The organism is Microbulbifer mixtoriginis (SeqCode) (assembly GCF_052467705.1).
Genome location: NZ_CP174322.1, coordinates 2,008,572 through 2,030,442, shown reverse-complemented (window position 1 = coordinate 2,030,442; position 21,871 = coordinate 2,008,572). Strand labels below are relative to the sequence as shown.

Here is a 21,871-nt window from a genome sequence, read left to right as displayed (position 1 = left end):
TCAGCCCCCCCAGCTTCGGGAGCGACTGCTACTAGAGCGTCCGCCACCCCAGTTGGATTTGGCTGAAGCGACCGCTCCAAAGCCCCCGCGTGAAACCGTCTTGGTAACCTTGGGCTTGGGATCCATCGCAGTTTTATCTACGGTATAGGAGTTTTTACCGTAGCGACCGATAACCTGACCATCAGCGGTCATCAGGCGATCATAATAGCGGGAGCCGGAGGCAGAATAACGGTATACCGGGTTGTAATGACCGTAGGAGTGATAGCGCCGGTCATTATCATTCAATATAGAGGCGACCATAAAACCGGTCATCAGTGGCATCCAAAAACCGCTGCTACTCTCGCGACAACTACCGAACTCCGTCTCACACTGGGACAAATTGGCATATTTGGGCCCAGTCCGCTCAGCTTCCGCGAGGGCCTTCTGGTAGGCCGCCTCACATTGGGCTTCATCAAGCTGTGTATTATTCACACAGTCCTCGACAGAGGACACCACCTTAACCTCTTCATCGGAGGAGCAGCCCACCAGAGCCACGGTGATACCCAGAGCCAGGGGGCGTAAAACAAAACTTGCCCCCCTGCCCTTGCGCATCCGCGCAAGATTAATATTTTTACTACGCTTCATCCTCACCTCCGCTTAATAGCTCATGCAAGCCGCGTTGAGGACACCAACAGAAATAGTGGTAGCTGCCAGCATAATACCCGCGCTGACTTCACCGTCTTCAATGCGCTCAACAATACGTGGCATAAAGCCAAAACGAATAATCGCAAAGGCAATAAGCTGAGCGATTAGAGCAACCACTGCCCAAGTGGCAAAGTCAATAATGGAAACAGAGTTACTGGCAGCGCCGCCAACAGCAATGGCAAAACCCAGCACCGCACCACCAAATCCAATGGCAGCGGCTGCGTTTTTGTCTTCACGGATTAACTTCCATTCGTCATGGGGTGTCACTAGTGCATAAAGAAATTTAAACGCGATTAAAAATACCAGTGACAGGCCAAAATAGGCCGCAAAATGGAGGATACCAGTCATCAAATCGTAGGGCTGGTCCATTAATACATCTCCTTATTATCCGTGAATAGTCAGCTGTGATGGTGTCAAAGTTATACCGGTACTAATCACCAGGCTGCGACTCAGGTAACCAGCGTCCTCCTCTTTCTCTTCCGCTGAAAGGAACAGGGATTCGGTACGCTGATCGGACAAATCGCGTTCAAAAAGCATGGTGAATTGGTCGGTGAGGGAATAGTCCCCATCGGCGTCATAGGTCTTCTCGGCCATATGCACCGGGTTGTGATAATCACCTGTAGCAGTCCAGACTCTCTGATAGTTACGGTCCTGCAATTGGTAATTAGCTGCACCGATTTCCTGCTTTAGAAGCCTGTCCCAAACCTGCTGATTGGCGACATCGAGGGTATCGTAAAAGTGAAACAGCTTTACGTCTACTACATGCTCATCACTTTGACCGCCTTCTGCCACAACCTGTAGCCAGGCATCGTCATCAGTATAAAACCGATAAACCCAGGCTCCATCGAGCTCTACAATTCCGGCGGCTTTGATAATCTGCGTTGGAGAACAGGATTCAATCGTGAGTTCATCCAGTATCAGGCGAATAGCCAATGGGTCCAGTTCAAAACTTGCGCCGAGTCGCAATCCCATAATTTCCGGGGTTTTCACCTTTGGAATATCTTTACCTTTGAGTTTGTCAATCAGCTTGGTAAACACGTACCTGTCCCCTCTCCTTCATTCATTTTTATATCGAAGCAGCGCTTTTCTGTAAGCCGCTTAGCAGAAATGTAATAGAGCATATCCCCCCTGTTCACCTCATCGGTCAACGCGGGGTTTACATCAATTTTAACTATTCCCTGACGACGTACCGCAATCAAGGTTGCGGACAAATTCTTTTTAAAATGATCAAACAGAGCAGAAAATAACAATGGCCGTTCACCCTGATACTCAATACTGTACTGAGTCATTCCATAAGTGCTATCCAGAAGCTGCCGGTGTAATCTGGCAGAACCGGGGTCCAGGGAGGATTTAGCCAGTAATTCCACCGCTACTGAGGGGATGCATTCAATATTCGGGCAGTGTGAGCGCAATAGCTCACCGACATTTTCATCCTGGAAATAGGCTGTTTTATGGCTATTGGGACTGAGTTTGTCACAGAACAAAGCTGTGGTGAGCGTGACATCATCCAGGGGATTATCGATAATGATTCGCGCGGCATCGACAAGTGCGGCGCGCTGCATGCTCTCAATATGGGAAAAGGATTCAACCCGGACAAAATCAATTTTACCCGGCATGGGATTCTCGATGTCGGCCTCGACACAAAGCACGATATCTGTTGCTGTACCATTGGTTTTCGATAACAGCAGCTCTATCAAACGAAGGGTTCGCGTTCCATTCCAGCCAATTATAACCGTATGATTTACATGGTTTGTCATGCGCAACCCTCTCTTTCCTCTATGCACAAACTCTGAAATTACAAAGCCCACCTTGGTAAGCACCAAAGCGAATAGACTCAATCCAAAGGGGATCACCCAGGTTGCCACAACCACTTTACCTGCGGGCGTTACCGGCGAGAAATCGCCATAGCCTACTGTGGAAGCAGTCACTATCAGCCAATATATAAAGTTGGCGGGGTCAACAATCTCATGCTCCCCTGCAGCACTGAGTAATAGGTAACTCCCCATTACATAACCCAGCACGCCGACAAGAATGGTTAGTATATTGGCCTTAACAAAAAGCGACGCCAGAAGGCGCCGCACTCGATAAAGTAGCACTGGATCAGGCCTTTTGGCGGCTCGCCAGTAGCTGGGCCAGCTTGTCGCTGCCGCTGACCTGGCCACCGGGCTTAATGCCCGCCGCCTTCAGCTTGGCGTCCAGACCAGAGCCACTTTCCTCTGTTGCCAGCTCTTCAGCAGCTTCCAGCTCCGCAGCACGCTCCTGTTGCTTGGTCTTGATACGATCAAGGCTGTCCAGGGCCGTTTTGATTTTGCTGTTAGCCCCCATATGGCGGGAGGAAACGGCTACTTGGGCCTTTTGTACAGATTCGGTGGCCTTGATCTGGTCAATCTGCTGCTCCATACGGCGGACATTAATTTTCGCCTTGGAGATATTCCCTTTCAGGGTACGCTCAGAGTTGATGAAGCCATCCAAGAGGCTCTGTTCCGTTTCGAGTTGAGCTTCCAGCTCAGTAACACGCTCGGCACACTCCAAAGCCAGGCTATCATCACCTTTCTCGCTGGCACTGATTGCGTGGTTGCTGTAAGTCTCAATATCGGCTTTTAGAGACTCTACCTTACTTTCTGCCAGCTTACGCTTGGCCATGATTTTAGTCAGGTTCTCATCACAAGCTTTCAATTCGGCCTTTGCCTCCCGCAGTTCTTGATCGAGGATACGGATAGACTGGCTGTCCGCAACGGCTTCAGTTCCTTCATTGACCGCGCCTTTCAAGGCAGTCCAAATTTTTCTCAGGCTCATGCTACACCCTCCATTTCAAAATGATCAGCATATAAATCCAGGAAGTCACCCACATTGGAGAACAGGGTTTCAACTTCTTCAATTACCACTTCGTCCTTACTGGACACAGACAAAGCGCCAAAAGCGACATAGTAACGCTCACCGCCAATCATGGTGATGGCGATCGACGTCAGGGGAACCAGTTGATGAGTCTGGAGAATCAACTCATTAAGGGCGACCACGTCGGCTACCTGGCTGACCGGGAACAAGATGCTCTCGACAACGATCTGCTTCTCACCGACATAAACGAATGCATCGACTCCTTCGTCATTGGAAATACTGAGGCACTCTCCCTCAGATTCCACCACCCATCCGGTGTGGCTTTCCGCCAAATGGCGTAGATTCTCATGGTTCCAGGTCATCTCGACTCCCTCGCTGTGGAATATTAGTCACAAATATAGCATCAAAAAAAAGGCGGTCAATAACTTATTTCAAACTTATGTTGCAAATAATACACACAAAGATAATATTTACCACATAAGTGACATCAACTGTAACGGAGTCGAGCCCATGGACCACAAGCAAAGCCTCAGTAACCAGCAAGCACTGGCTCCGTACAAACAGGCTATCGCCCGCTATGTGCGCGCATCTATGGCTTTGCGGGGTATGCGTTACGGGGATCTCGCCCAGGCCCTGGCCGAAAGAGGGATTTCAATGACCACGGAAAACCTGCGCAGCAAGGTGAGCAAATGCATGTTTTCTGCAGATCTACTGGCAGCCATCATTGATGCCTTATCGGTGGAAGACAGCGCCATGCCTGAAATCCTTAAGCAAGCGCGAGAACTGCAAGATCAAGGACTCAATACCGAACAATAGAGAAGCTAACATGCTCTATCACGCAGTACCAATAGGAAGTAAATCGCTAAACTCGAAGACAGAGCATGCTATAAAATCTAGCAACCAGGCCCGCTGAATAGCTAGTAGTGATGGAGCTTATAAACCGGCTCACCGTTACCACACTTACCGACAACCTCTGGTTCAGAGAGTTTGGCTCCTGCCGGTATTATTTTATTGGTTGGCCACCATACAAAACAGGCATAGCGAAAATTGACTGCCCAGTTACAGTAAAGGCGGCCGTCATCCTCCTCATAGAATCGCGCCTGACAAAAGCTTAAGGTCGGGCTTCGCACCCCCTGTTGCTGCTGGGCATCCACAAATATCACATCCACAGCTGCTACGGCAGTCACCCAAAAGCAGGGTATTAATAACCACAATTTCATAGGCGTACTCGGCTAAACTGCAAGCTGAACTCCTATAAAGCCTAGCAGCCCCGGCGCAACTTTCATTTTGTGTATCCACTTCTAAGAGTGAGCCCCCACTACCCTAAAGGTGATCCCTCTTCAAAACCGCAAGAATACGTCTAAGGCAGCTCTCTGGGTCACGCTTCCAGCTGGCATAGGGTAATGGCAAAACAGTAACCCCCGCCCTGTGCAACACTTTATAAGTCTGGGTAGTAAAGTGATACCGATACTCCCCAGGAAAACCGATCAAATCCACCCCCAGGACTCGGCCGTGGTATTCGCAGACCACGTCAATACGCTGGCCGGCGATAGGGAATGCAACCCAATGTCTGACCTCCGCCATCCGTAGGCTCGCACTCACCTCTTCAGCAAACTCGCAGGGAAAGACTTTTTGTGGAGTACTTAGGCCCGCCTCATGTTCAAAATCAACATAGCGCCGCAGCAAGTGCTCAGGTGACAGAGATTCTGGGCTGATGGAATAAGCCACCAACTGCCTCTCTTTAGCCCGGGTCACAGCAACATTAAACATGTCGGCACGATTAAGATAAGTCGCTGCACGCAGAGACTGATTGTCTACAGAAAAAGACAAGAGCATCAGGTCCCGCTCCTCTCCCTGAAATCCGTAAGGGGTTGCAACCAAGACGGAGAAACTGCGCAGCACATCTGTCGGGAAGGCCTTATCCACTTCGGATGCCAGATAATCCGCCTGCTCCCTGAAAGGAGAAAGAATTCCAACCGTTGGCTTGAGTGGTGAGTCGGCATAGCGATGAGTATGTTCACGCAGCTGCTCAAGTATCCAATCCTTTTCCAGCCGATTTCTGCCATTTTTTGCTCGCTTTCCCTCCAAGTAATGCAGAGTTAAAGTCCTTTCACTGGAGGCTACCGGTCTAGCCTGCATTACCTTGAGTCGATCTGTATAAAAAGCGTTATTGCTAAAAGCAATTAACTCCGGCTGACTGCGATAGTGTTCATCCAGTAAGGTAACGGCCTGTTGACTACCCAGGGAGTCAGAGACAATATCCAACAAGGACTGGTCCCGGTAACTCAACTTCATAGGTAATTCTTCAGGGCTGCCTAGGTCTTCCCACAATTGTTGTTGTTGCGCCACAGATAAAAAGGAGACGTGACGCAGCTGCTTGCCATCCCCGACGACAACCGCACGTTTTGCTCGGTGTAATGCTGGTAGGGCGCTGGCGATATCACACTGGGTGGACTCATCAAAGATAACTAGATCAAAGAGCTCGCGGGAGAGAGGCAATACTTCATTTAGCTCATCCAGGCTCACAAGCCAAATTGGGTACGCCTGTAAAACAACCTGCATATTCGTTTGAGCAAAACGCTCTGCTTGCGTTTTGGAGGTTCTAGCCCTGAGAGCCTGATTGAAAGCCGATAAATGCCTTCTTTCATGCTTTAAAAGATTAAGAAGGGCCTCTTTTCGATAAGCATTAATAAATTGAGACGCATGCCGCTCAAAATTTTTACGCAAGGTCCCGATTACCTCCTGGAATTCCCATAGTGATTCCGTATCCAGTTGCCGACCTAAAATGCGCAATCTCAATGCCAGCAACCAAGCACCAAAACCTTCGGAACCGAGTTTCTGAGCGGCACTTAACGCCCCATTAAAACGGCGCTCAGCTTTACGCATTGATTTGAGTATTACTTTAAGACCACGCTTTTGGTTGGTAGCGCTCACCTCGGGAGCTGCAACCCCCTCTTTGAGCAAAGAATCCAAATGAAATTTCAGGCTGGGTATAAAACCCTTTTCACCTGCATGTACATACCCTTCCTGTAAGTCATAGGTCTCACGCAACTTCAGCCGCACAACATCTATGGCCTGGGGGGTTTTAGAAACTACCAAAACAGTATTGCCATGCAGCATTTGGTCAATCGCCATTGCGGCAATGGTAAAACTCTTACCGGTGCCTGGCGGGCCGGAAACCAGACTCAAGGGCATCTTCGCAGCATTTCGCAAAGCCCTTTCCTGAGCCTCACTCAAAAGTCCCGGCAACATCTCCGGCTCACTGTCACTTTGCCGGAAATCAACAACCTCCTCCCCGAGGGCCAAATTTAATGGAGCAGAAAAGTTTCGTTCTCGGCCTAGAAGTTTCAGCTCATGAAGAACACCGCGCGATCCCCGCGACCTATCAGCCAGAATGAGGGCGCAGGCACTGCTTATTGCCAGAGCTGGAGCCCTACCCAACTCATCACAATCAACCGTCTGTAGATTCGGCCAGCGACTAATCTCTTCAATACCGGTTAACCGACTATTTTGTTCCAGCCAGCGACCCATGGCTGCCACCTGGGTACTATCCAACGGAAAGCTCGGTATAGGGAAGCTATCTGTCACTCTCGAGTCTATATCCGGCTTAAGGATCAAGCGCAGCAGTGGAAGGTTGATATGGAGATCAGCCGTGTTGACCTCCACAAAATACTCTTCGTCAGAACAAAGACGGGCAGAAAAATACAGTAGCGGGGCACACAATTGACGCTTGGAACTAAGTCCTAGCTGGCTCGGGAGTTCACCAGAGATAAAGAACACCGAATAGATTAAACTCCGCTCTTTTCGGTAAGCATCCGTTAGCTCTACGAGCTTAGTAGCCGAGGTCCCCACCAATGGCACTCTGGGCAACTCTCCACTGGCTAAAAAGTCCCGCTCTCTGAAAAATACCCGGCGATTACCCGCAAGCCGGGCAATATTACTCAGTGATAAATCATGACTATCCGCCTGATAGCAGCGTCTGAAATATTCGACCAACAACTTAGAGGAGTCCCGCATAACTATCCATGCTTCCAATTAGAGGCAAAGTCCTGCCCGAAATTGTACCACCGGGACGACACTCCCCACTCAATGTGCCAGTTGGCATTTAGACTGGCTAGCCCTCACTCGCTATTGTGCGTAGTTTGCGAGATTCATCTCGACTCAGGCTCAGTCCATATTTCTCTACGATAGAAATAAATCGCTGAACATATATTTTACCGACGGGCGCATAGGGTGGCATCCACTCATCTGGCCCTTTGTGCCCTTTACTTTGATTGCGGCCATCATCCACCAACCAGAGATTATCGATATCCTCAGCAAAGCGCCTTTTCTTTGCGCGGCTCCACCCAGCTCCTCCGTGATCATGGGCCCACTTAAGGGGCACAATATGCTCCACATCCAGATCAGAAGCTTTGCTGTAAAAATTGCCAGTATAAGGATCTAGCCACAACCCAGTATCCACCTTACAGCCGTTGGCGCGAGTATAAGTAACTGGCGAAAGGGAGTACCGTATCAACAGCTCATGTCGGGTATCTTGGCAATCCCTATCTGTGTCAGACCACTTGGGTAACCACTCTGATCTCTCATAACTAATCGCCAGAGCAGAAAAACTGAAAGAAAATAAAAAGAAGCACACACAAAATCTTGAAATTGACCGAACACTCATACATCAACTACCAATCAAATCAGATCTTTAGATTACTAGAAAACTGATCGGGATTGTATGTACCGGTTCAAACTGAGGTAAAACGAAACCATTAATTACCTACAAACAGCGAAAGGAAAAGATAAGTGTATGAACCGGCGCTACGGAGGCAGTTAGAAACCACGAGTACCAGGGAAAGGAAGGATGATCCCACGCAATACTCAAAAAGGCATTGCGCAGGATCTCGAATTACCCACCATCAACGCAGGCTCATCGCACTATACAGAGACAATCTCTTTAGCAGGGGCTGGCTGCGACTTTAAATTCACCTCATCTAGATTACCTTCCACCTCATTAGGCTTAACCTTGTGGAAGACCGCGTAGAAAACAGGGATAGCAATCAGCGTAAGCACAGTGGCAAAACCCAGCCCCCCCATAATGGTTACCGCCATATCCGCAAAGAAAGCATCAAATAGCAGTGGCGACATTCCTAAAATAGTGGTCACAGCTGCAAGGAAGACCGGACGCAAGCGACTTACGCTAGCACGCTGAATAGCAGTGAGTCTGGGCAGGCCCGCATGTGTTTGCACTTCGATCTCATCGACCAAAACCACAGCGTTTTTAATCAGCATTCCGGATAAACTCAATACACCAAGAAGTGACATAAATCCGAAAGGCAGCCCCGTCGCCAACAAGCCTACAACTACGCCCACCAAACACATGGGAACTACCAGCCAGATAATTACGGGCTCACGTACAGTACCGAACAACAAGATCGATACCAGGATCATGATTAGGAAGCCAAGTGGCAAGCCTTTACCCAGAGACTTCTGTGCATCGGTAGAGCTTTCATACTCACCACCAAATTCCACTTTAAAGCCTGGTGGTAACTGCATACTTTCTACCCAGGGGCGAATTCTCCCAAACGCGGCCATAGCAGTAACGCCTTCCGGAGCATCGGCACTGATAGTGATGGTCGGAACCCTATCACGCCTTTGGATCAGGCCCTCATCTGCAGTAACCTCAAAATCCGTGATCAACTGTCCCGCCGGAATATACCCTTGCTCGTTAGGGCTCCAGACCAAACGATCCTCCAGGGAACCCACTTGGTTCCTATCCCCTTCCGGCATTCGCGCAATAATAGGGATTATACGATCCCCGCTCTCAAAATCACCCACGGTATAACCGGCAGAGGCAAATTGAATCATCCGGCTAATATCTGTATTCGTGACACCAGCTACGCGAGCACGCTCATCATCAAGGTGGGCATGGATAGTCGGCTCTCTACTGCGCCAATCATGGCGAATATCTTCCAGGCCCTTCTCACGAAACTGTTGCTCAACATCTACGGCAAGCGCACGCAAGGTCTGAAAATCCTGACCAGAAATTCGCACTTCCACATCGGCACCACCACCAGGGCCAAACACCAGGCGCTTAAAGGTAATCAATGCTTCAGGCTGCTCTTCACGTAACTGCGCCTTTGCCCTCTCTATCAGTTGAGCGATCTGCTCGCGATTCTCAGTGCGAACAATTAGCTGACCATAGGAAGCGTTGGGCGGTTCAGGAGCATAAGTGAGCATAAAGCGATCGGCTCCCCGACCAGCGACAGCCGTTACCGAAACCACCTCATCCTGCTCTTTAAAATACTTTGTTGCCTGTTGAAGAGCCTTATCAGTACGGTTGATATCACTGCCCTGTGGCAAGAAGTAATTCACATAGAACAGCGGTGCATTGGAGTTGGGGAAGAATCCCTGCTTTACAAACCCAAAAGCAAAATAGCTTACTAATGTAACGGCAACGAGTAAGCCGATGGTGAGGCCACGATGCCTTAATGCTCCTGCTAAGGCTCCGGAATACATGTTGTAAAAACGACCATTATAGGGGTCTTCAGAATCTGAATTCTTACCGGGTTTGAACAGGTGATACCCCAAATAGGGCGTTACAGTTACAGCGAGAATCCAGCTGAGCAGCAATGAAATCCCAATCACAGCAAACAGAGAGAAGAGAAATTCACCGGTGGCATCATCAGACAGTCCAATACCAGAGAAAGCCATAATACCAATTACAGTGGCCCCCAAAAGCGGCCAGAATGTTTGGCGCACTACCCGGCTGGCAGCGCTCTTGGGCTCCTCATTTCGTTGAACCCCCATCAACATGCCTTCTGCAACTACGATAGCATTATCAACCAACATACCCATGGCAATAATGAGGGCACCAAGAGAAATCCTCTGCAGGTTCAAACCAAACAGGTTCATGATTAATACGGTACCCAGAACCGTAAGACCAAGCACGGTACCCACCACCACGCCAGAGCGCCAGCCCATAAATACACAGAGTACGAGGGTAACGATCACAACTGAAGAGACGAGATTAAACAGAAAGCCATCGACACTCTCTTCTACCACTTGGTGCTGGGCATAAACCGGGTGAATTTCCACCCCCAGCGGCAGTGCCTGTTTTATCTCCTCAAGCTTGGCCTCTACAGCCTTACCAACATTAACAATATTGGTATTTTCAGCTCCCGCTATGCCAAGCAATACAGCCTGATTTCCATCATAGCGGGCAATAAAGCTAGGGCTTTCATCATAACCCAGGGAGATATCTGCGATATCTCTGATGGCCAACATTGCCGTTGAACCAGGTACACCCACAAGAATATTACGGATTGCTTCCAAGTCACTTGCAGGATTATCCACTACGATGCGGGTGCGCAAATCCTGACCACCGATTTCTCCAACTTTCTGTGTGGAGCTTTCCGATTGCAGAACCTGGGCTAGATCATCGAGAGAGAATCCAAACTGAGCGAGTCGGGACTCATCAATATCCAAATAGGCGACTTCATCAATGATTCCAGAACGGGAAACTTTCGCCACCCCCTCAACACCGAGCAGTTCACGACGAATCGCTTTGGTGATTTCACGCATTTCGGTCAGGGAAAAACCTTCACCGGTAATCGCATAATAAATACCGTAAACTTCACCGAAGTCATCATTGACCACCGAGGGATATGCCCCACTGGGAAGGTCACTTTGGGCATCATTGACTTTGCGACGCAGCTCATCCCATACCTGAGCCAGTTCTGCGGAGGCGTATTGATCCTTAATCTCTACACGGATTTCTGACATTCCCGGACTAGAGGTAGAGGAAACCTTATCCAACTGTCCCATTTGCTGGATAGCGACCTCAAGCTTTTCCGTAACCTCTTCTTCCACCCTTTGTGCACTGGCACCGGGGTAGAAGGTATACACTCGCGCTTCTTTAATGGTAAAGGCAGGGTCTTCAAGGCGGCCAATATCCGAAAGCCCCCAGAGTCCGCCGATCAGGCAAATCAACATTAGTAGCCAGCTATAAACCGGCTTTTCGATAAATGTGTCAGAAATCTTCACAACATTTCCCCCCTGTTTACAGGGCCAGAGCTCTCAAGCAAAAAATTAGTGCTGTACATAATTGCGAACTTTTGCACCGTCATAGAGATGCTGACCACCCGCAGCTACCAACTTCATCGCTGCTGACAAGCCCTTAGTGATCTGTACGGCTTCACCATTGGTACGGCCAAGAGCCACCTGAACCTTGGAAACCGATTGATCTTCATTAATTTGCCAGACATAGGGTTTCCCCTCACTATTACTCTGCACCGCCGCCAGAGGAATCCAAAAATCTCCGCTGCCCTCTTTCATTTTGACCGTCACTCGGGCAGTCATACCAGGAAGGATCTGAACATTCTGCGGTCGCGGCATCCCCAGCTCCACCGCGTAGGTCTGGGTTACACTGTCGGCTTCCGCTTGGTGTTCACGGTATTGCAAAGCAAACTGCTCACCCGGAAGAAACTCAAACTCCGCTAACACTGAGCTTATTTGCTCTTCGTTGACAGTAGCCAACATTTTTTCCGGTACAGAAATTTGTATACGCACCTCAGAAATATTCTGTAAGCGCACAATGGGCTGGCCTGGCTGAACGTTAGTGTAATTCTCGACAAGCTGCCGTGTTGCCAACGCATCAAAGGGAACTGTCAGCTTGGTATAAGCTAAATCCTGTTCCGCTCTTTCCAGGGTTACTTTGGCAAGGTCAAAGTTACTCTCAGTTTCATCAAGCTGCTGCTGGGAAATCACTTTCGAACTTGCCAGTGAGCGCTGTCGATTCAATGTTTTCTCCAGAAGCTCTACATTTACCCGAGCTTCCTTTACCCGGCGCCGGTAATCGCGATCGTCAAGCTCGGCAATCAAAGTGCCTTTAGGAATGATTTCGCCCTCTCGAAGATTTAGCTTATCGAGCTTACCGCCAACCTGAAAAGAAAGGTCCACGCTCTGCACAGCTTTTACCCTGCCTGCAAATTGGCGATCTGCCACTTTATTGGTGCTCTGAACGGTGGCTACTTTCACCGGCCACAGCCGCTCAGCGCGCTGCTCTTCTTTCTCCGAGCCGGAGCAACCCGCAAGAATGACCACCGCTGCCATAAGCAGGGCTAGTGGGGCACGAGAACTTACCGACAATTTCATATTCGTCATCCAAAAAGCGTGTTTAAGAAAAAAATCAGGTGAGATCTGCAGAAAGCATCAACAAACGTTCGCGTAAACGGGTGAGCATCGGATCTTCTGGCTCCACCACACCCAACACACGCCCAAAGAACATACCTTGGGCTGCGAGAATCAACAGCTGTGCAAACTCGGGGTCTTTGTAGGTTTGGGAGATTTCACTGCGCAATTCAGCCTCCTTAACCTTAACTGGTTCCAGGAGTGCCGGATCTTCGGCTACTGCTGCAATCAATGAACGGGGCAAGCCTTCATCATCTTCCATTAGTTCAAAAATGGAACTCAGCCGAGAGGTCAACAAATCGCCGCCAGCTTTGGTGCAAGCTTCAGCACTGGCATCTTCCCTGGCAATCGCTGCCTCCAACATCGCTTTGAGAAGAGACTGTTTGGTTCTGAAGTGATGAATTAAACCACCCTTACTTAACCCGCACTGGGTAGCCACTGCATCGAGAGTGAGCTTGCGTGCCCCCTTCTCTCGCACCACCTCTTCGGCAGCACGGACAATGGCAGATTTATCGACTCTAGACACATGACCTCCCGGGATTACCTAACAAACCAACCGGCTGGTCGGTATCTTAACGCTCCCCAGCAAAAGATCAAGCTATGCTACCCTCTGTCACCGTCAAGCAAGGTTAAAAAGTGTTTACGAAACGCGCTGACCGAACCAGTGAAAGTGAGCGCCCCCGATTACGGAGTTACTTATGACGGATCATGCCTGCCCCTGCGGCTCAGGTAAGAAATTTCAGAGCTGTTGCAACCTCTTCCTCTCTGGGCAAGCCTATCCCAATACTGCAGAGAACCTAATGCGCAGCCGTTATTGCGCTTATGCGATGGGAAACCTGGCCTATCTGCGCAAAACTTGGCATCCAGACACCTGTCCGGATCTTCGCCAGGAGGACCTGGAGACCCAGTGGACGAGACTGGAGGTTATTAAAAGCAAAGCTGGCCTGAAGAGATCGGTGGTAGAGTTTAAGGCGTGGTATTCAGAAAATGAGCAGGAACATGTAATTCATGAAGTATCCCTGTTCAAACTCTACAAAAAAAAGTGGGTGTACCTGGAAGCGCTCCCCGGATGGCCTGAAGAAGGCAGAACCTAAAAACCGGCAAGAGTCAGTGGCAAAATAAAACGAACTGCAACTACAAGAGAGTAAGTATCGCGGGAGCCCCTCCACTCCCGCACCTCCTTCCTCATTTTTTGTTTATTTAAAAAACGTTTTCCTGACTTTGCTTTAACGTGCGCACCACCCTTCCCCATAAGTGGATTACGCGCGATATAATTGCGAATTTTCCCACTCCCCTTAGGTGGATTTTTTTTCATATACATTCTCCTTTATCGAAAATTTTGGCAGCCAAGTACCAACAGTCAAGGTATTTTCCTGCTAGTCTCAGCCAAGTAACCGGCTTATGCCACATCAAATAACTCCTTTTCAAAACTGCTACAAACTAGAAGTCTACCCCTTAATACATATTACCTGACGCAGGGTATGCTCCACTTCGACAAGGTCTGACTGATTATCCATAACTTGATCTATATCTTTATAGGCCGCCGGAATTTCATCAATCACTCCCTTATCTTTACGGCATTGAACACCCCTAGTCTGCTCTTCAAGATCCTGCCTGGTAAACCTCTGGCGCGCTGCGCTACGACTCATTTTGCGGCCAGCTCCATGAGCGCATGAGTGGAATGATTCGGCAATACCACGTCCACGCACAATATAGGACTTGACTCCCATTGAGCCTGGAATAATTCCCAGCTGATCTTTTTTCGCACTGATCGCCCCTTTACGGGTAATAAAAACATCCTGCTCAAAATGGCGTTCGCGCACTACATAATTGTGATGACAATTGATTGCCTCACTGGTGAGCGTAAATTTTGGCAGATGATTTTTGAGACAATTCAAAACCAACTTCATCATTTCCTCCCGATTAACTCTAGCGTACTCCTGGGCCCAGCTTACCGCCTCGATGTAATCATCAAGATGGTGGTTACCTTCGGAAAAGTAAGCCAAATCTTTATCTGGCAGATTACGTATATGTCCTGCCATATCCTTTCGAGCCAACTGGATAAAGTGCTGTCCAATAGCATTGCCAACACCTCGACTGCCTGAGTGCAGCATCACCCAAACCGCATTATTTTCATCCAGACAAATTTCAATAAAATGATTGCCGCCACCCAGGGTCCCCATCTGGGTAACCCAAGTTTTCTGTGGCTGATGCAGCCTTTTTAGTAGCCCAGGATGTTTTTCAAACAACCTATCCACACCGGGAGCTAAAAGTTTGCAGGCAGATTCCCTGGCACTGATCATCTTGTGACGACCCTGTCCAATGGGTACTTTCACCTCAATGGCCTCCCGCAATGCTTTCAGGTTGTCAGGCAACTGATGGGCATGTAACGAAGTTCGCACTGCATTCATTCCGCAGCCAATATCCACCCCTACCGCTGATGGGATTACCGCATCTACTGTTGGGATCACAGAACCAACGGTTGCCCCTTTTCCTAAATGTACATCCGGCATTGCCGCAACATGGGAGTGTACGATTGGTAACTGAGCAATATTTTTTAGCTGCTGCAAGGCCTGCGGCTCGATTTCATCGGTATATATTTTTACCGGCACACTACCTTGCTGTGCATTTCTATTTAGCACAATTTTTACAGGCATATAGAGTCCTTGGATTGATCCAATAAATCATTAAAAGCTCTCCAAAGCCCCAAACAAAAAAGCCCCGGCAAATGCCAGGGCTCTAGAGAATTCTGGCTTGAAAAGCTCAACCACTTTTCAAGCAGATGCACATGAAAAGCGATCAAAAAAACAGGTTGTTAATATCCACATTTCGCATTTCATGGCTCCTTCGTGGCTGCGTTCCACGTCAATCAAGAAATAACTAATAAAAAATGCCAGCTTTAAGCAACTCATGCCGACAACAAACTATGTGACAAATTTTATTGCCTAGCCGTAATAAGTCAACCTAAATTTAAACTACTTTTTAGTATTTTTTCTCAACAAGTTACTATCAGGTATTAATAACCAATTAACTGAGGCATTTTTTATATGCAATCACTACGTTTCGGCAATACACTAAGCAGCCGACATATGAGCCTGTATCAGATCAAACCATGAGTTGTGAACCAGAGATTATCTATGAGGACGAACACCTGCTTGCCGCTTATAAGCCTGAAGGCTGGCTCGTTCACCGTTCCGAGATAGACCGTCACGAGACACGTATCCTCCTGCAGCACCTCCGCAATCTAAGTGGTTATCATTTATACCCAGTTCACAGACTAGATAAGCCTACATCTGGAGTTATTATTTTTGGCAAAAGCAGTGCGGTCGCCGCTCAACTCCAACATCAACTGGAAGGTAAGGGCTCCCTAAAGAAATATCTTGCTGTTTGCCGCGGATACTGCCCCGAACAGGAGACCATTGATTACCCACTCCCACCGGTAGCAGACTTTAAACACCAGAGGAAACGCCCCAAGTCAGAGCTTCCCCGCCAGGAGGCCATCACCCTCTTTCAGCGGCTCGCCACCATAGAACTACCTTATGAGGTGGATCGCTATCCCACCAGCCGATATTCACTGGTAGAAATTCAGCTGAAAACTGGTCGCCGACATCAAATCCGCAGACACTTCAAGCATATTCACCACCCCTTAATTGGTTGCCCCAAATATGGAAAATCTTCCCACAACCATTTTTTTTCTCAGCAGTTTAATTGTGGGAGACTGCTACTACATGCCGTAAAATTAAAATTACAGCACCCAGCCAGTCAAAAATTATTAGTATTACAGGCCGAACCACGAGGAAAGTTCATGAAGCTTCTGCAGACATTTGGCTGGTCTGATGCACTCAACCACTGAAGCAAAGGGAATAAAATTAGAAAACCAAGAAACACTGTGTTTGAGCGAGATCTCCTAAATAGAAATCACACTTAATTCAAATCGTTAGCAGGCAGTCCAAATTACGACGAAACATCTCCCTGCCCAAGCTGATCCTCGATACTCTTTTTACGTGAACCAAAGAGGCCTCTTCGCTCCACCTCAAGCTTGGGCTGAGGCCTCAAGAAATAGCGCAATTTATCTTTCTCCCACATTGCATCCTGGTAGCCAAGCTCAATCAACTCCTCAATATAGGGCCGCTCAAATAGCAAGTAACTTGCCGCGGAGACTCCACCTCCAGACCGCGTCGCACCTGTGGAGCGAAATAACCAACGCAACGCCGGCGGTAGATACTTTAATTTTCTCCCTCCCAATCTGGCGAGACTCTGCGATGGTTCAATAACCACGGATTCTACTGGCCGAAGAGGAGAGAGATCGGCAAATTTATCTTCTTCCACAGAATCCAGTAAGGTATTAACCCTATCCAAATGTTCCAAATCCCCTTCCAAGCTATCAATAAAAGCAGCATTGAACCACTGAGCAGTAATCTGGGCCATTGAGGGAGAATGAACCTGATTATTGCTACGCCGACTACCCCAGTGAACTGGAGAGCGGTTATCGGAAACACCTACGATAAAGACACGCTTAGCTCCAAGGTGTAAGGCCGGGCTGATGGGAGCCATTTGACGAATTGCACCATCGCAGTAGTAAATATCGTCGATTTTTACTGCAGGAAAAATTGCGGGGATTGCAGATGAGGCGAGCAGGTGATCCACCGTCAAGCGGGTGGAAACTCCAAACCGGCGAAAGCGCTGCCAACCTCTCACACCATCCGCAGCTTGATAAAAGCTCACCGACTCGCCCTCACTATATGAAAGCGCATTAATGCAAGTTGCGTGTAGATGGCCTGCGTCGATATTTTTTTGGATATTATCGAAATTAATTACATCCAGCAAAAGCTGACGCAAGGGGGAATTATCGAGAAGTGCAAGAGGTTTTTCTCTCCCAACACCCTGATTAAACAGCGAACGGCTAATAGACAATAAATTACTAATTAAGCTAAACCAGCTAGTGCGGTACACCCGCTCCACACTCAGGTTCATCCACACCGAGCACATACTCTCGATCGCTTCTTTAAATGTACCTGGGTGAGCGGCCAGCATCATGGCATTCATAGCGCCAGCAGATGTGCCGCAAATAATTTTAAAAGGGCGCGGGTTATCTTCGGGCACAACTTCTGCTAGGGCTTTGAGAACCCCGGCCTGATAAGCAGCACGGGCGCCACCACCCGAGAGCACTAACGCGCTGTTCTGCACCGGAATCAGGGACTTTTCGTTACCTTGAGACACTGTCATCTTCCAACAGAAACAGGCTATAAATCACGCTACTGGCTATAAGGCTATTGAAAAGCACAGGCACAGACAAACACCATTACTTATATAAAGAGGCAGATGACTGTCATTCGCCTGTTCAGCTGTAATTTTTTCTCCAAATAAACTCTGAAATACTCAAGAGATCTAAAGTGCCATATTAACGACATAGCGGCCGATGCCATGGCCTCGGTGTAACCGTGCCAGAAATTCCGGTGCCTGTTCAAGTGATATATCTTCCGCAATAAGTTTTAGCTTATCGCCGATATACCATGGGCCAGCTAGCTTTTGCCAAACCGCGGCTTTCTTTTCTACTGGCAGCTCTACACTATCAACGCCCAGCAGACTGATACCTCGCAAAATAAAAGGGAATACATTTGCATGAAACTGTGCGCCCGAAGCCATACCACATGCCGCTACACCACCACCGTATGCTAGGGATTTAACCACATTAAAAAGGGTTTCCCCGCCTACTGTATCTACAGCCCAAGCCCATAAGGGTTTAGCCATGGCCTTGTTGGCAAATGGCGCTAAAGTATCTCGATCAAGTACCTTCCAAGCACCCAATTCAGCGAGAAAGTCTGCCGCTTCAAGTTTCCCGGTCACCGCAGCTACTCGAAAGCCCAACTTTGCCAGCAGCGCCACCGCAATTGACCCGACTCCGCCAGTAGCACCGCTGACCAATACTTCACCATCTTCTGGCATGGCTCCAGCCTCCAATAGCCGGTCCACACAGAGGGCAGCGGTTAACCCCGCAGTACCAAGCGCCATAGATTCCCTGGCGCTGAGCCCCTCAGGAAGCGGTAGAGCCCACTCAGAGGGAACAGCAGTAACCTCCGCCAAGCCACCGGGGGTATTCATGCCTAAATCATAACCTGTGACTAAGAGTTCAGTTCCTGGCGTGAATTTACCACTTTGGTCTTCGAGCACCGAGCCTACGGCATCAATCCCTGGAGTGTGCGGGTACTCTCTGGTGATACTGCGGTTTCCAAATGCAGACATAGCATCCTTGTAGTTCAGAGAGGAATAGGAAACTCTAAGCAACAAGGGGTTACTGGGCAAATCTCGGAGATGTCGCTTCACCAGTAGTTGATCAAATTTTCCTGCGGCCACCTCTTCCACCCTAATGGCCCGAAACTCCCTTTCCTGAGAACTATTCATGCCTGCTTTATCCTAATGACAAACTGCCCTATAAATTGCCCTTGTCGACATCTCTTACTGGGCGTGATGACGCCATGCGCTCAATCTTGAGAATAGACGTGTCAGGGCCGACTCTACCCCGGCCTCAGCAGCCAACCCCATTTTCTTGGCGATATTTTTCTTCTCTTTGTATTCCACCTGAAATAGGTCAGCATGTTTAGCACAATCTGTCAGGTACTCATCAGATGTTTTCAACTCATCCACAAGGCCCATTGTCAGAGCCTTTTGCCCAAACCAAACTTCCCCTGTTGCAACCTTGGCAACATCCAAGTTGGGGCGGTACTCACTGATAAAGTGCTGGAAAAGTACATGTATTTCCTCCAGATCACTCTGGAATTTCTCACGTCCCTCTTCAGTATTTTCTCCGAACATGGTTACTGTGCGCTTGAACTCACCCGCAGTGAAAAGCTCATAATCCACATCGTGACGCTTTAGCAAGCGATTAAAGTTAGGTAGCTGCGCCAAAACACCGATAGAGCCCAACATTGCGAAAGGTGCAGCAAGAATTCTGTCTGCCACGCAGGCCATCATATAACCGCCACTTGCCGCCACTTTATCCACTGCAATAGTGAGCTGAATGCCCGCACTACGTACACGTGCCAACTGGCTTGCGGCCAGACCATAGTTGGCCACCATTCCTCCGGGGCTTTCCAAGCAGAGCAGTACCTCATCACCAGCCTCTGCAACTTGAAGAATTGCAGTAATTTCCTCCCGCAAACGCGAAAGCTCACTGGCTTTGATGTCGCCATTAAAGTGGGTGACAAAAATACGCTTGCGCCCATCTGTCGAATCCGAGATTTTCTCTGCCTCACGGGCATCAGCTTGTGGCTCTTTCGTCTCACCGCCTAGATTGCCCTCTTTGGAGGTTTTCTCTTTGGCCGCCGCTTTATGTTTTTTAGCCAGGGCTTTTTCCTCAGCTTTCTTATCCTTTGCCAGCTGCTTTTTACGCTGATTAAACTCGTGTTTTTCCATAACGGCTTCGAGCAGAGTTTCTTTAAACTGCTCGTAGCGGTCATTCAATCGAGTAACACTGATGTGTCCCTGCACCCTCTCTTTAAGCTGCTCTCGATTAGCAAAAATAAAACCTATCAACACCATCAGGGCAACGATAACAGTTACTATTTTTGCCAAGAACAGGCCGTATTCAATTAAAAATTCCACTTATACTCCAGATTGCTGCCATGCAAATTAAAAATTATTTAGCCGCCCTACTGCCAACCATCCAAGGCAGTGGTCGCCTGCTGATTTAATGGTCGCGCCAACAAGCCGCTGTGACTGATACGCACCTCATAAACTGCACCATCCTCCATGGGCAAAAAGGTTGCGCTCCCGTAGACGGCATCAACGAAAGGAAGATTTTTATCAAACCCTCGTACAAACTGCCAAATATCAACCCCATAATTGGTGCCATCAATTTGATGCACAGAGCGTTCGCGTACTCTTTCGTCTTGCAAGGTAAGATAACGACCGCTCAGGCGATCCAGGCGATAAGCTGGCTCGATACCCCAGCGTATCAAAGGGCCTTGCCACTTCAGCATGCGGGCATCCAATTGCCACTGATCTCCATACAGCTCAAATTTTTGCGAAATACCATCGGCATCAGAAAACTTCACTTCAAACTGTTGCTCCGCGATCTTTTTAAATGACACAACGCCAACGCTATGCTCATTACCTAGATTTCGATAACTGTATACATCCGCAGCAACCAAAACGATCCAAAGGGCCAAACCAAAGAAAACCAGCCCTACAGAGCCGCGCAAAAAACCCATCACCCAAGAGCCACTCAACAGCACCCTCGCTCCCCAAAAGACGAGGAACAGTGCCACTACCGCTATTAGGAAGGTGATCACGATATACATGATGATACTTAACTCCTCTCTGCCAATTCCTTAAAAACAGAAGGCCTACAGCTTCAATCCGCCTGCCAATAAATTGGAAAACGTTTGAATCAACTGTCCAGATAAAGTTTGCACTGGCGGAATAGCTGGCAGCGAACGATAGTGGAACCACTGAGCCTCCTCAATCTCATTTGGATCGGGGCATAGCTCCCCCCCCTGCCATTCCGCCAGATATCCCAACATCAACTGCCCCGGAAAAGGCCAGGGTTGGCTACCGACGTACCTCAGTTTTCCCACCTCAAGTCCGACTTCTTCTCGGACTTCTCGCCTTAAAGCCTGCTCTGCACTTTCACCTGGTTCAATAAATCCAGCCAGTGCGGTATAGGTGATATTTCTTCGATTGGCATGGCGAGCGAGTAGGCACTCCTCCCCACGGGTAACCAACATGATTACGCAAGGAGAAATTCTTGGGTAAACCGTCAACTGACAATTTGGGCAGGTCCTGGCCCGATCTAGAGAATGGTAATGGGTTTCTGTGCCGCAGCGGCCGCAAAAGCGGTGATCTCGATCCCAATAAGCCACCTGCAGAGCTCGGCCAGCTAAAGCAAATAGATACTCCTCTGTCGAAGTAAGCAGACTACGCAGGTTACGCCAGTCATGCCCATGAATCTCAAACTGAGCTGAAAGTACTCTAACACCGCAACTGCGACCTCCCAGCTCACCGAGATAGTGGCTTGAGATAGCAGTAGTAGGTGGCAATTGATCCACCTCGTGAATGAACCGGTCTCCACTACAGAGAACCAGGCCCTCCGCTACAATAATTTGCTGGGAGAACTCGGGAGCCTCCCAAACATTTGCGGCAGGCTCAAAGCGATCAACCAAAAAGTGACTCCTTT

22 protein-coding genes are annotated in these 21,871 nt (G+C 48.7%); 3 read left to right on the top strand and 19 right to left on the bottom strand.

The annotated features are described in order from the left end of the window. Genes ACJJIB_RS09115 through ACJJIB_RS09090 form a run of 6 tightly spaced genes read right to left on the bottom strand, consistent with a single transcriptional unit; the run spans position 1 to position 3,881 of the window. A complete protein-coding gene (locus ACJJIB_RS09115; protein WP_444888622.1) occupies positions 1-624 on the bottom strand; it encodes a DUF1190 domain-containing protein in 624 nt (207 codons plus the stop codon). 12 nt (positions 625-636) lie between these two features. Then, complete coding sequence (locus tag ACJJIB_RS09110; RefSeq protein ID WP_252085410.1) at positions 637-1,053, bottom strand: DUF350 domain-containing protein; 417 nt, start codon at positions 1,051-1,053, stop codon at positions 637-639. 15 nt (positions 1,054-1,068) lie between these two features. Continuing rightward, positions 1,069-1,722, bottom strand: a complete 654-nt coding sequence (locus tag ACJJIB_RS09105; RefSeq protein ID WP_252085409.1) for a YjfK family protein — start codon at positions 1,720-1,722, stop codon at positions 1,069-1,071. After that, complete coding sequence (locus tag ACJJIB_RS09100) at positions 1,707-2,780, bottom strand: potassium channel family protein (protein ID WP_252085408.1); 1,074 nt, start codon at positions 2,778-2,780, stop codon at positions 1,707-1,709. The genes ACJJIB_RS09105 and ACJJIB_RS09100 overlap by 16 nt, the downstream gene beginning before the upstream one ends. 4 nt (positions 2,781-2,784) lie before the next feature. After that, positions 2,785-3,480: a PspA/IM30 family protein gene (locus ACJJIB_RS09095; RefSeq protein WP_252085407.1), complete on the bottom strand. Its 696-nt coding sequence runs from the start codon at positions 3,478-3,480 to the stop codon at positions 2,785-2,787. Next, positions 3,477-3,881 carry a DUF2170 family protein gene (locus tag ACJJIB_RS09090; protein WP_444885397.1) on the bottom strand — a complete coding sequence of 135 codons (405 nt, stop codon included), beginning with the start codon at positions 3,879-3,881 and terminating at the stop codon, positions 3,477-3,479. Before ACJJIB_RS09090 ends, ACJJIB_RS09095 begins: the two co-directional genes overlap by 4 nt. A gap of 148 nt (positions 3,882-4,029) precedes the next feature. On the opposite strand from ACJJIB_RS09090, the gene ACJJIB_RS09085 reads away from it, so the two are divergent. Beyond that, complete coding sequence (locus ACJJIB_RS09085) at positions 4,030-4,335, top strand: DUF6471 domain-containing protein (protein ID WP_252085405.1); 306 nt, start codon at positions 4,030-4,032, stop codon at positions 4,333-4,335. A 101-nt stretch (positions 4,336-4,436) separates the two neighbouring features. Here the strand turns inward: ACJJIB_RS09085 and ACJJIB_RS09080 are convergent, their stop codons facing one another. From ACJJIB_RS09080 to ACJJIB_RS09055, 6 genes are all read right to left on the bottom strand, one after another. Beyond that, on the bottom strand, positions 4,437-4,739 hold the full coding sequence (locus ACJJIB_RS09080) for a hypothetical protein (protein WP_252085404.1): 303 nt from the start codon (positions 4,737-4,739) through the stop codon (positions 4,437-4,439). Between the two features lie 103 nt (positions 4,740-4,842). Beyond that, positions 4,843-7,536: a DEAD/DEAH box helicase gene (locus ACJJIB_RS09075; protein ID WP_444888621.1), complete on the bottom strand. Its 2,694-nt coding sequence runs from the start codon at positions 7,534-7,536 to the stop codon at positions 4,843-4,845. A 97-nt stretch (positions 7,537-7,633) separates the two neighbouring features. After that, complete coding sequence (locus ACJJIB_RS09070) at positions 7,634-8,185, bottom strand: HNH endonuclease family protein (protein ID WP_444885399.1); 552 nt, start codon at positions 8,183-8,185, stop codon at positions 7,634-7,636. 257 nt (positions 8,186-8,442) lie between these two features. Next, positions 8,443-11,550: an efflux RND transporter permease subunit gene (locus ACJJIB_RS09065; protein ID WP_444888620.1), complete on the bottom strand. Its 3,108-nt coding sequence runs from the start codon at positions 11,548-11,550 to the stop codon at positions 8,443-8,445. Between the two features lie 45 nt (positions 11,551-11,595). Next, on the bottom strand, positions 11,596-12,660 hold the full coding sequence (locus ACJJIB_RS09060; protein ID WP_252085400.1) for an efflux RND transporter periplasmic adaptor subunit: 1,065 nt from the start codon (positions 12,658-12,660) through the stop codon (positions 11,596-11,598). Between the two features lie 34 nt (positions 12,661-12,694). After that, positions 12,695-13,222 carry a TetR/AcrR family transcriptional regulator gene (locus tag ACJJIB_RS09055; protein WP_252085399.1) on the bottom strand — a complete coding sequence of 176 codons (528 nt, stop codon included), beginning with the start codon at positions 13,220-13,222 and terminating at the stop codon, positions 12,695-12,697. 172 nt (positions 13,223-13,394) lie between these two features. On the opposite strand from ACJJIB_RS09055, the gene ACJJIB_RS09050 reads away from it, so the two are divergent. Further along, entirely contained in the window at positions 13,395-13,790 is a 396-nt protein-coding gene (locus ACJJIB_RS09050) for a YchJ family protein (protein ID WP_444888619.1), read from the top strand. Here the strand turns inward: ACJJIB_RS09050 and ACJJIB_RS09045 are convergent. Next, on the bottom strand, positions 13,787-14,011 hold the full coding sequence (locus tag ACJJIB_RS09045) for a hypothetical protein (RefSeq protein WP_444888618.1): 225 nt from the start codon (positions 14,009-14,011) through the stop codon (positions 13,787-13,789). The two genes, ACJJIB_RS09050 and ACJJIB_RS09045, sit on opposite strands and share 4 nt — an antisense overlap. A 133-nt stretch (positions 14,012-14,144) precedes the next feature. Then, the gene (locus tag ACJJIB_RS09040; RefSeq protein WP_444888617.1) at positions 14,145-15,353 is read right to left on the bottom strand and encodes an RtcB family protein; all 1,209 of its coding nucleotides are present in this window, start codon (positions 15,351-15,353) and stop codon (positions 14,145-14,147) included. Between the two features lie 455 nt (positions 15,354-15,808). Here ACJJIB_RS09040 and ACJJIB_RS09035 point away from each other — a divergent pair, with 455 nt between their 5' ends. Next, the gene (locus ACJJIB_RS09035) at positions 15,809-16,549 is read left to right on the top strand and encodes a pseudouridine synthase (protein ID WP_444888616.1); all 741 of its coding nucleotides are present in this window, start codon (positions 15,809-15,811) and stop codon (positions 16,547-16,549) included. 101 nt (positions 16,550-16,650) lie between these two features. Here ACJJIB_RS09035 and ACJJIB_RS09030 read toward each other — a convergent pair whose 3' ends face one another. The 5 genes from ACJJIB_RS09030 to nudC all read right to left on the bottom strand — a co-directional run bounded on the left by ACJJIB_RS09030 (position 16,651) and on the right by nudC (position 21,857). Continuing rightward, complete coding sequence (locus ACJJIB_RS09030; RefSeq protein WP_444888615.1) at positions 16,651-17,916, bottom strand: patatin-like phospholipase family protein; 1,266 nt, start codon at positions 17,914-17,916, stop codon at positions 16,651-16,653. A 168-nt stretch (positions 17,917-18,084) separates the two neighbouring features. Continuing rightward, complete coding sequence (locus ACJJIB_RS09025; protein WP_252085393.1) at positions 18,085-19,098, bottom strand: YhdH/YhfP family quinone oxidoreductase; 1,014 nt, start codon at positions 19,096-19,098, stop codon at positions 18,085-18,087. Between the two features lie 54 nt (positions 19,099-19,152). Continuing rightward, positions 19,153-20,298 carry a protease SohB gene (sohB, locus tag ACJJIB_RS09020; protein WP_252085392.1) on the bottom strand — a complete coding sequence of 382 codons (1,146 nt, stop codon included), beginning with the start codon at positions 20,296-20,298 and terminating at the stop codon, positions 19,153-19,155. 47 nt (positions 20,299-20,345) lie between these two features. Next, a complete protein-coding gene (locus ACJJIB_RS09015; RefSeq protein ID WP_444888614.1) occupies positions 20,346-20,996 on the bottom strand; it encodes a cation/multidrug efflux pump in 651 nt (216 codons plus the stop codon). 45 nt (positions 20,997-21,041) lie between these two features. After that, the gene (nudC, locus tag ACJJIB_RS09010; RefSeq protein ID WP_444888613.1) at positions 21,042-21,857 is read right to left on the bottom strand and encodes an NAD(+) diphosphatase; all 816 of its coding nucleotides are present in this window, start codon (positions 21,855-21,857) and stop codon (positions 21,042-21,044) included. Positions 21,858-21,871: the final 14 nt, after the last annotated feature.

Bases quoted from the DNA above. Each gene is read 5' to 3' on its own strand.
- ACJJIB_RS09035 (WP_444888616.1), top strand. From the start codon at position 15,809: ATGAGTTGTGAACCAGAGATTATCTATGAGGACGAACACCTGCTTGCC.
- ACJJIB_RS09075 (WP_444888621.1), bottom strand. From the start codon at position 7,536: ATGCGGGACTCCTCTAAGTTGTTGGTCGAATATTTCAGACGCTGCTAT.
- ACJJIB_RS09045 (WP_444888618.1), bottom strand. From the start codon at position 14,011: ATGAAAAAAAATCCACCTAAGGGGAGTGGGAAAATTCGCAATTATATC.
- ACJJIB_RS09025 (WP_252085393.1), bottom strand. From the start codon at position 19,098: ATGAATAGTTCTCAGGAAAGGGAGTTTCGGGCCATTAGGGTGGAAGAG.
- ACJJIB_RS09040 (WP_444888617.1), bottom strand. From the start codon at position 15,353: ATGCCTGTAAAAATTGTGCTAAATAGAAATGCACAGCAAGGTAGTGTG.
- ACJJIB_RS09085 (WP_252085405.1), top strand. From the start codon at position 4,030: ATGGACCACAAGCAAAGCCTCAGTAACCAGCAAGCACTGGCTCCGTAC.
- ACJJIB_RS09050 (WP_444888619.1), top strand. From the start codon at position 13,395: ATGACGGATCATGCCTGCCCCTGCGGCTCAGGTAAGAAATTTCAGAGC.
- ACJJIB_RS09095 (WP_252085407.1), bottom strand. From the start codon at position 3,480: ATGAGCCTGAGAAAAATTTGGACTGCCTTGAAAGGCGCGGTCAATGAA.
- ACJJIB_RS09080 (WP_252085404.1), bottom strand. From the start codon at position 4,739: ATGAAATTGTGGTTATTAATACCCTGCTTTTGGGTGACTGCCGTAGCA.
- ACJJIB_RS09110 (WP_252085410.1), bottom strand. From the start codon at position 1,053: ATGGACCAGCCCTACGATTTGATGACTGGTATCCTCCATTTTGCGGCC.
- ACJJIB_RS09060 (WP_252085400.1), bottom strand. From the start codon at position 12,660: ATGAAATTGTCGGTAAGTTCTCGTGCCCCACTAGCCCTGCTTATGGCA.
- ACJJIB_RS09115 (WP_444888622.1), bottom strand. From the start codon at position 624: ATGAAGCGTAGTAAAAATATTAATCTTGCGCGGATGCGCAAGGGCAGG.
- ACJJIB_RS09070 (WP_444885399.1), bottom strand. From the start codon at position 8,185: ATGAGTGTTCGGTCAATTTCAAGATTTTGTGTGTGCTTCTTTTTATTT.
- ACJJIB_RS09015 (WP_444888614.1), bottom strand. From the start codon at position 20,996: ATGTATATCGTGATCACCTTCCTAATAGCGGTAGTGGCACTGTTCCTC.
- ACJJIB_RS09090 (WP_444885397.1), bottom strand. From the start codon at position 3,881: ATGACCTGGAACCATGAGAATCTACGCCATTTGGCGGAAAGCCACACC.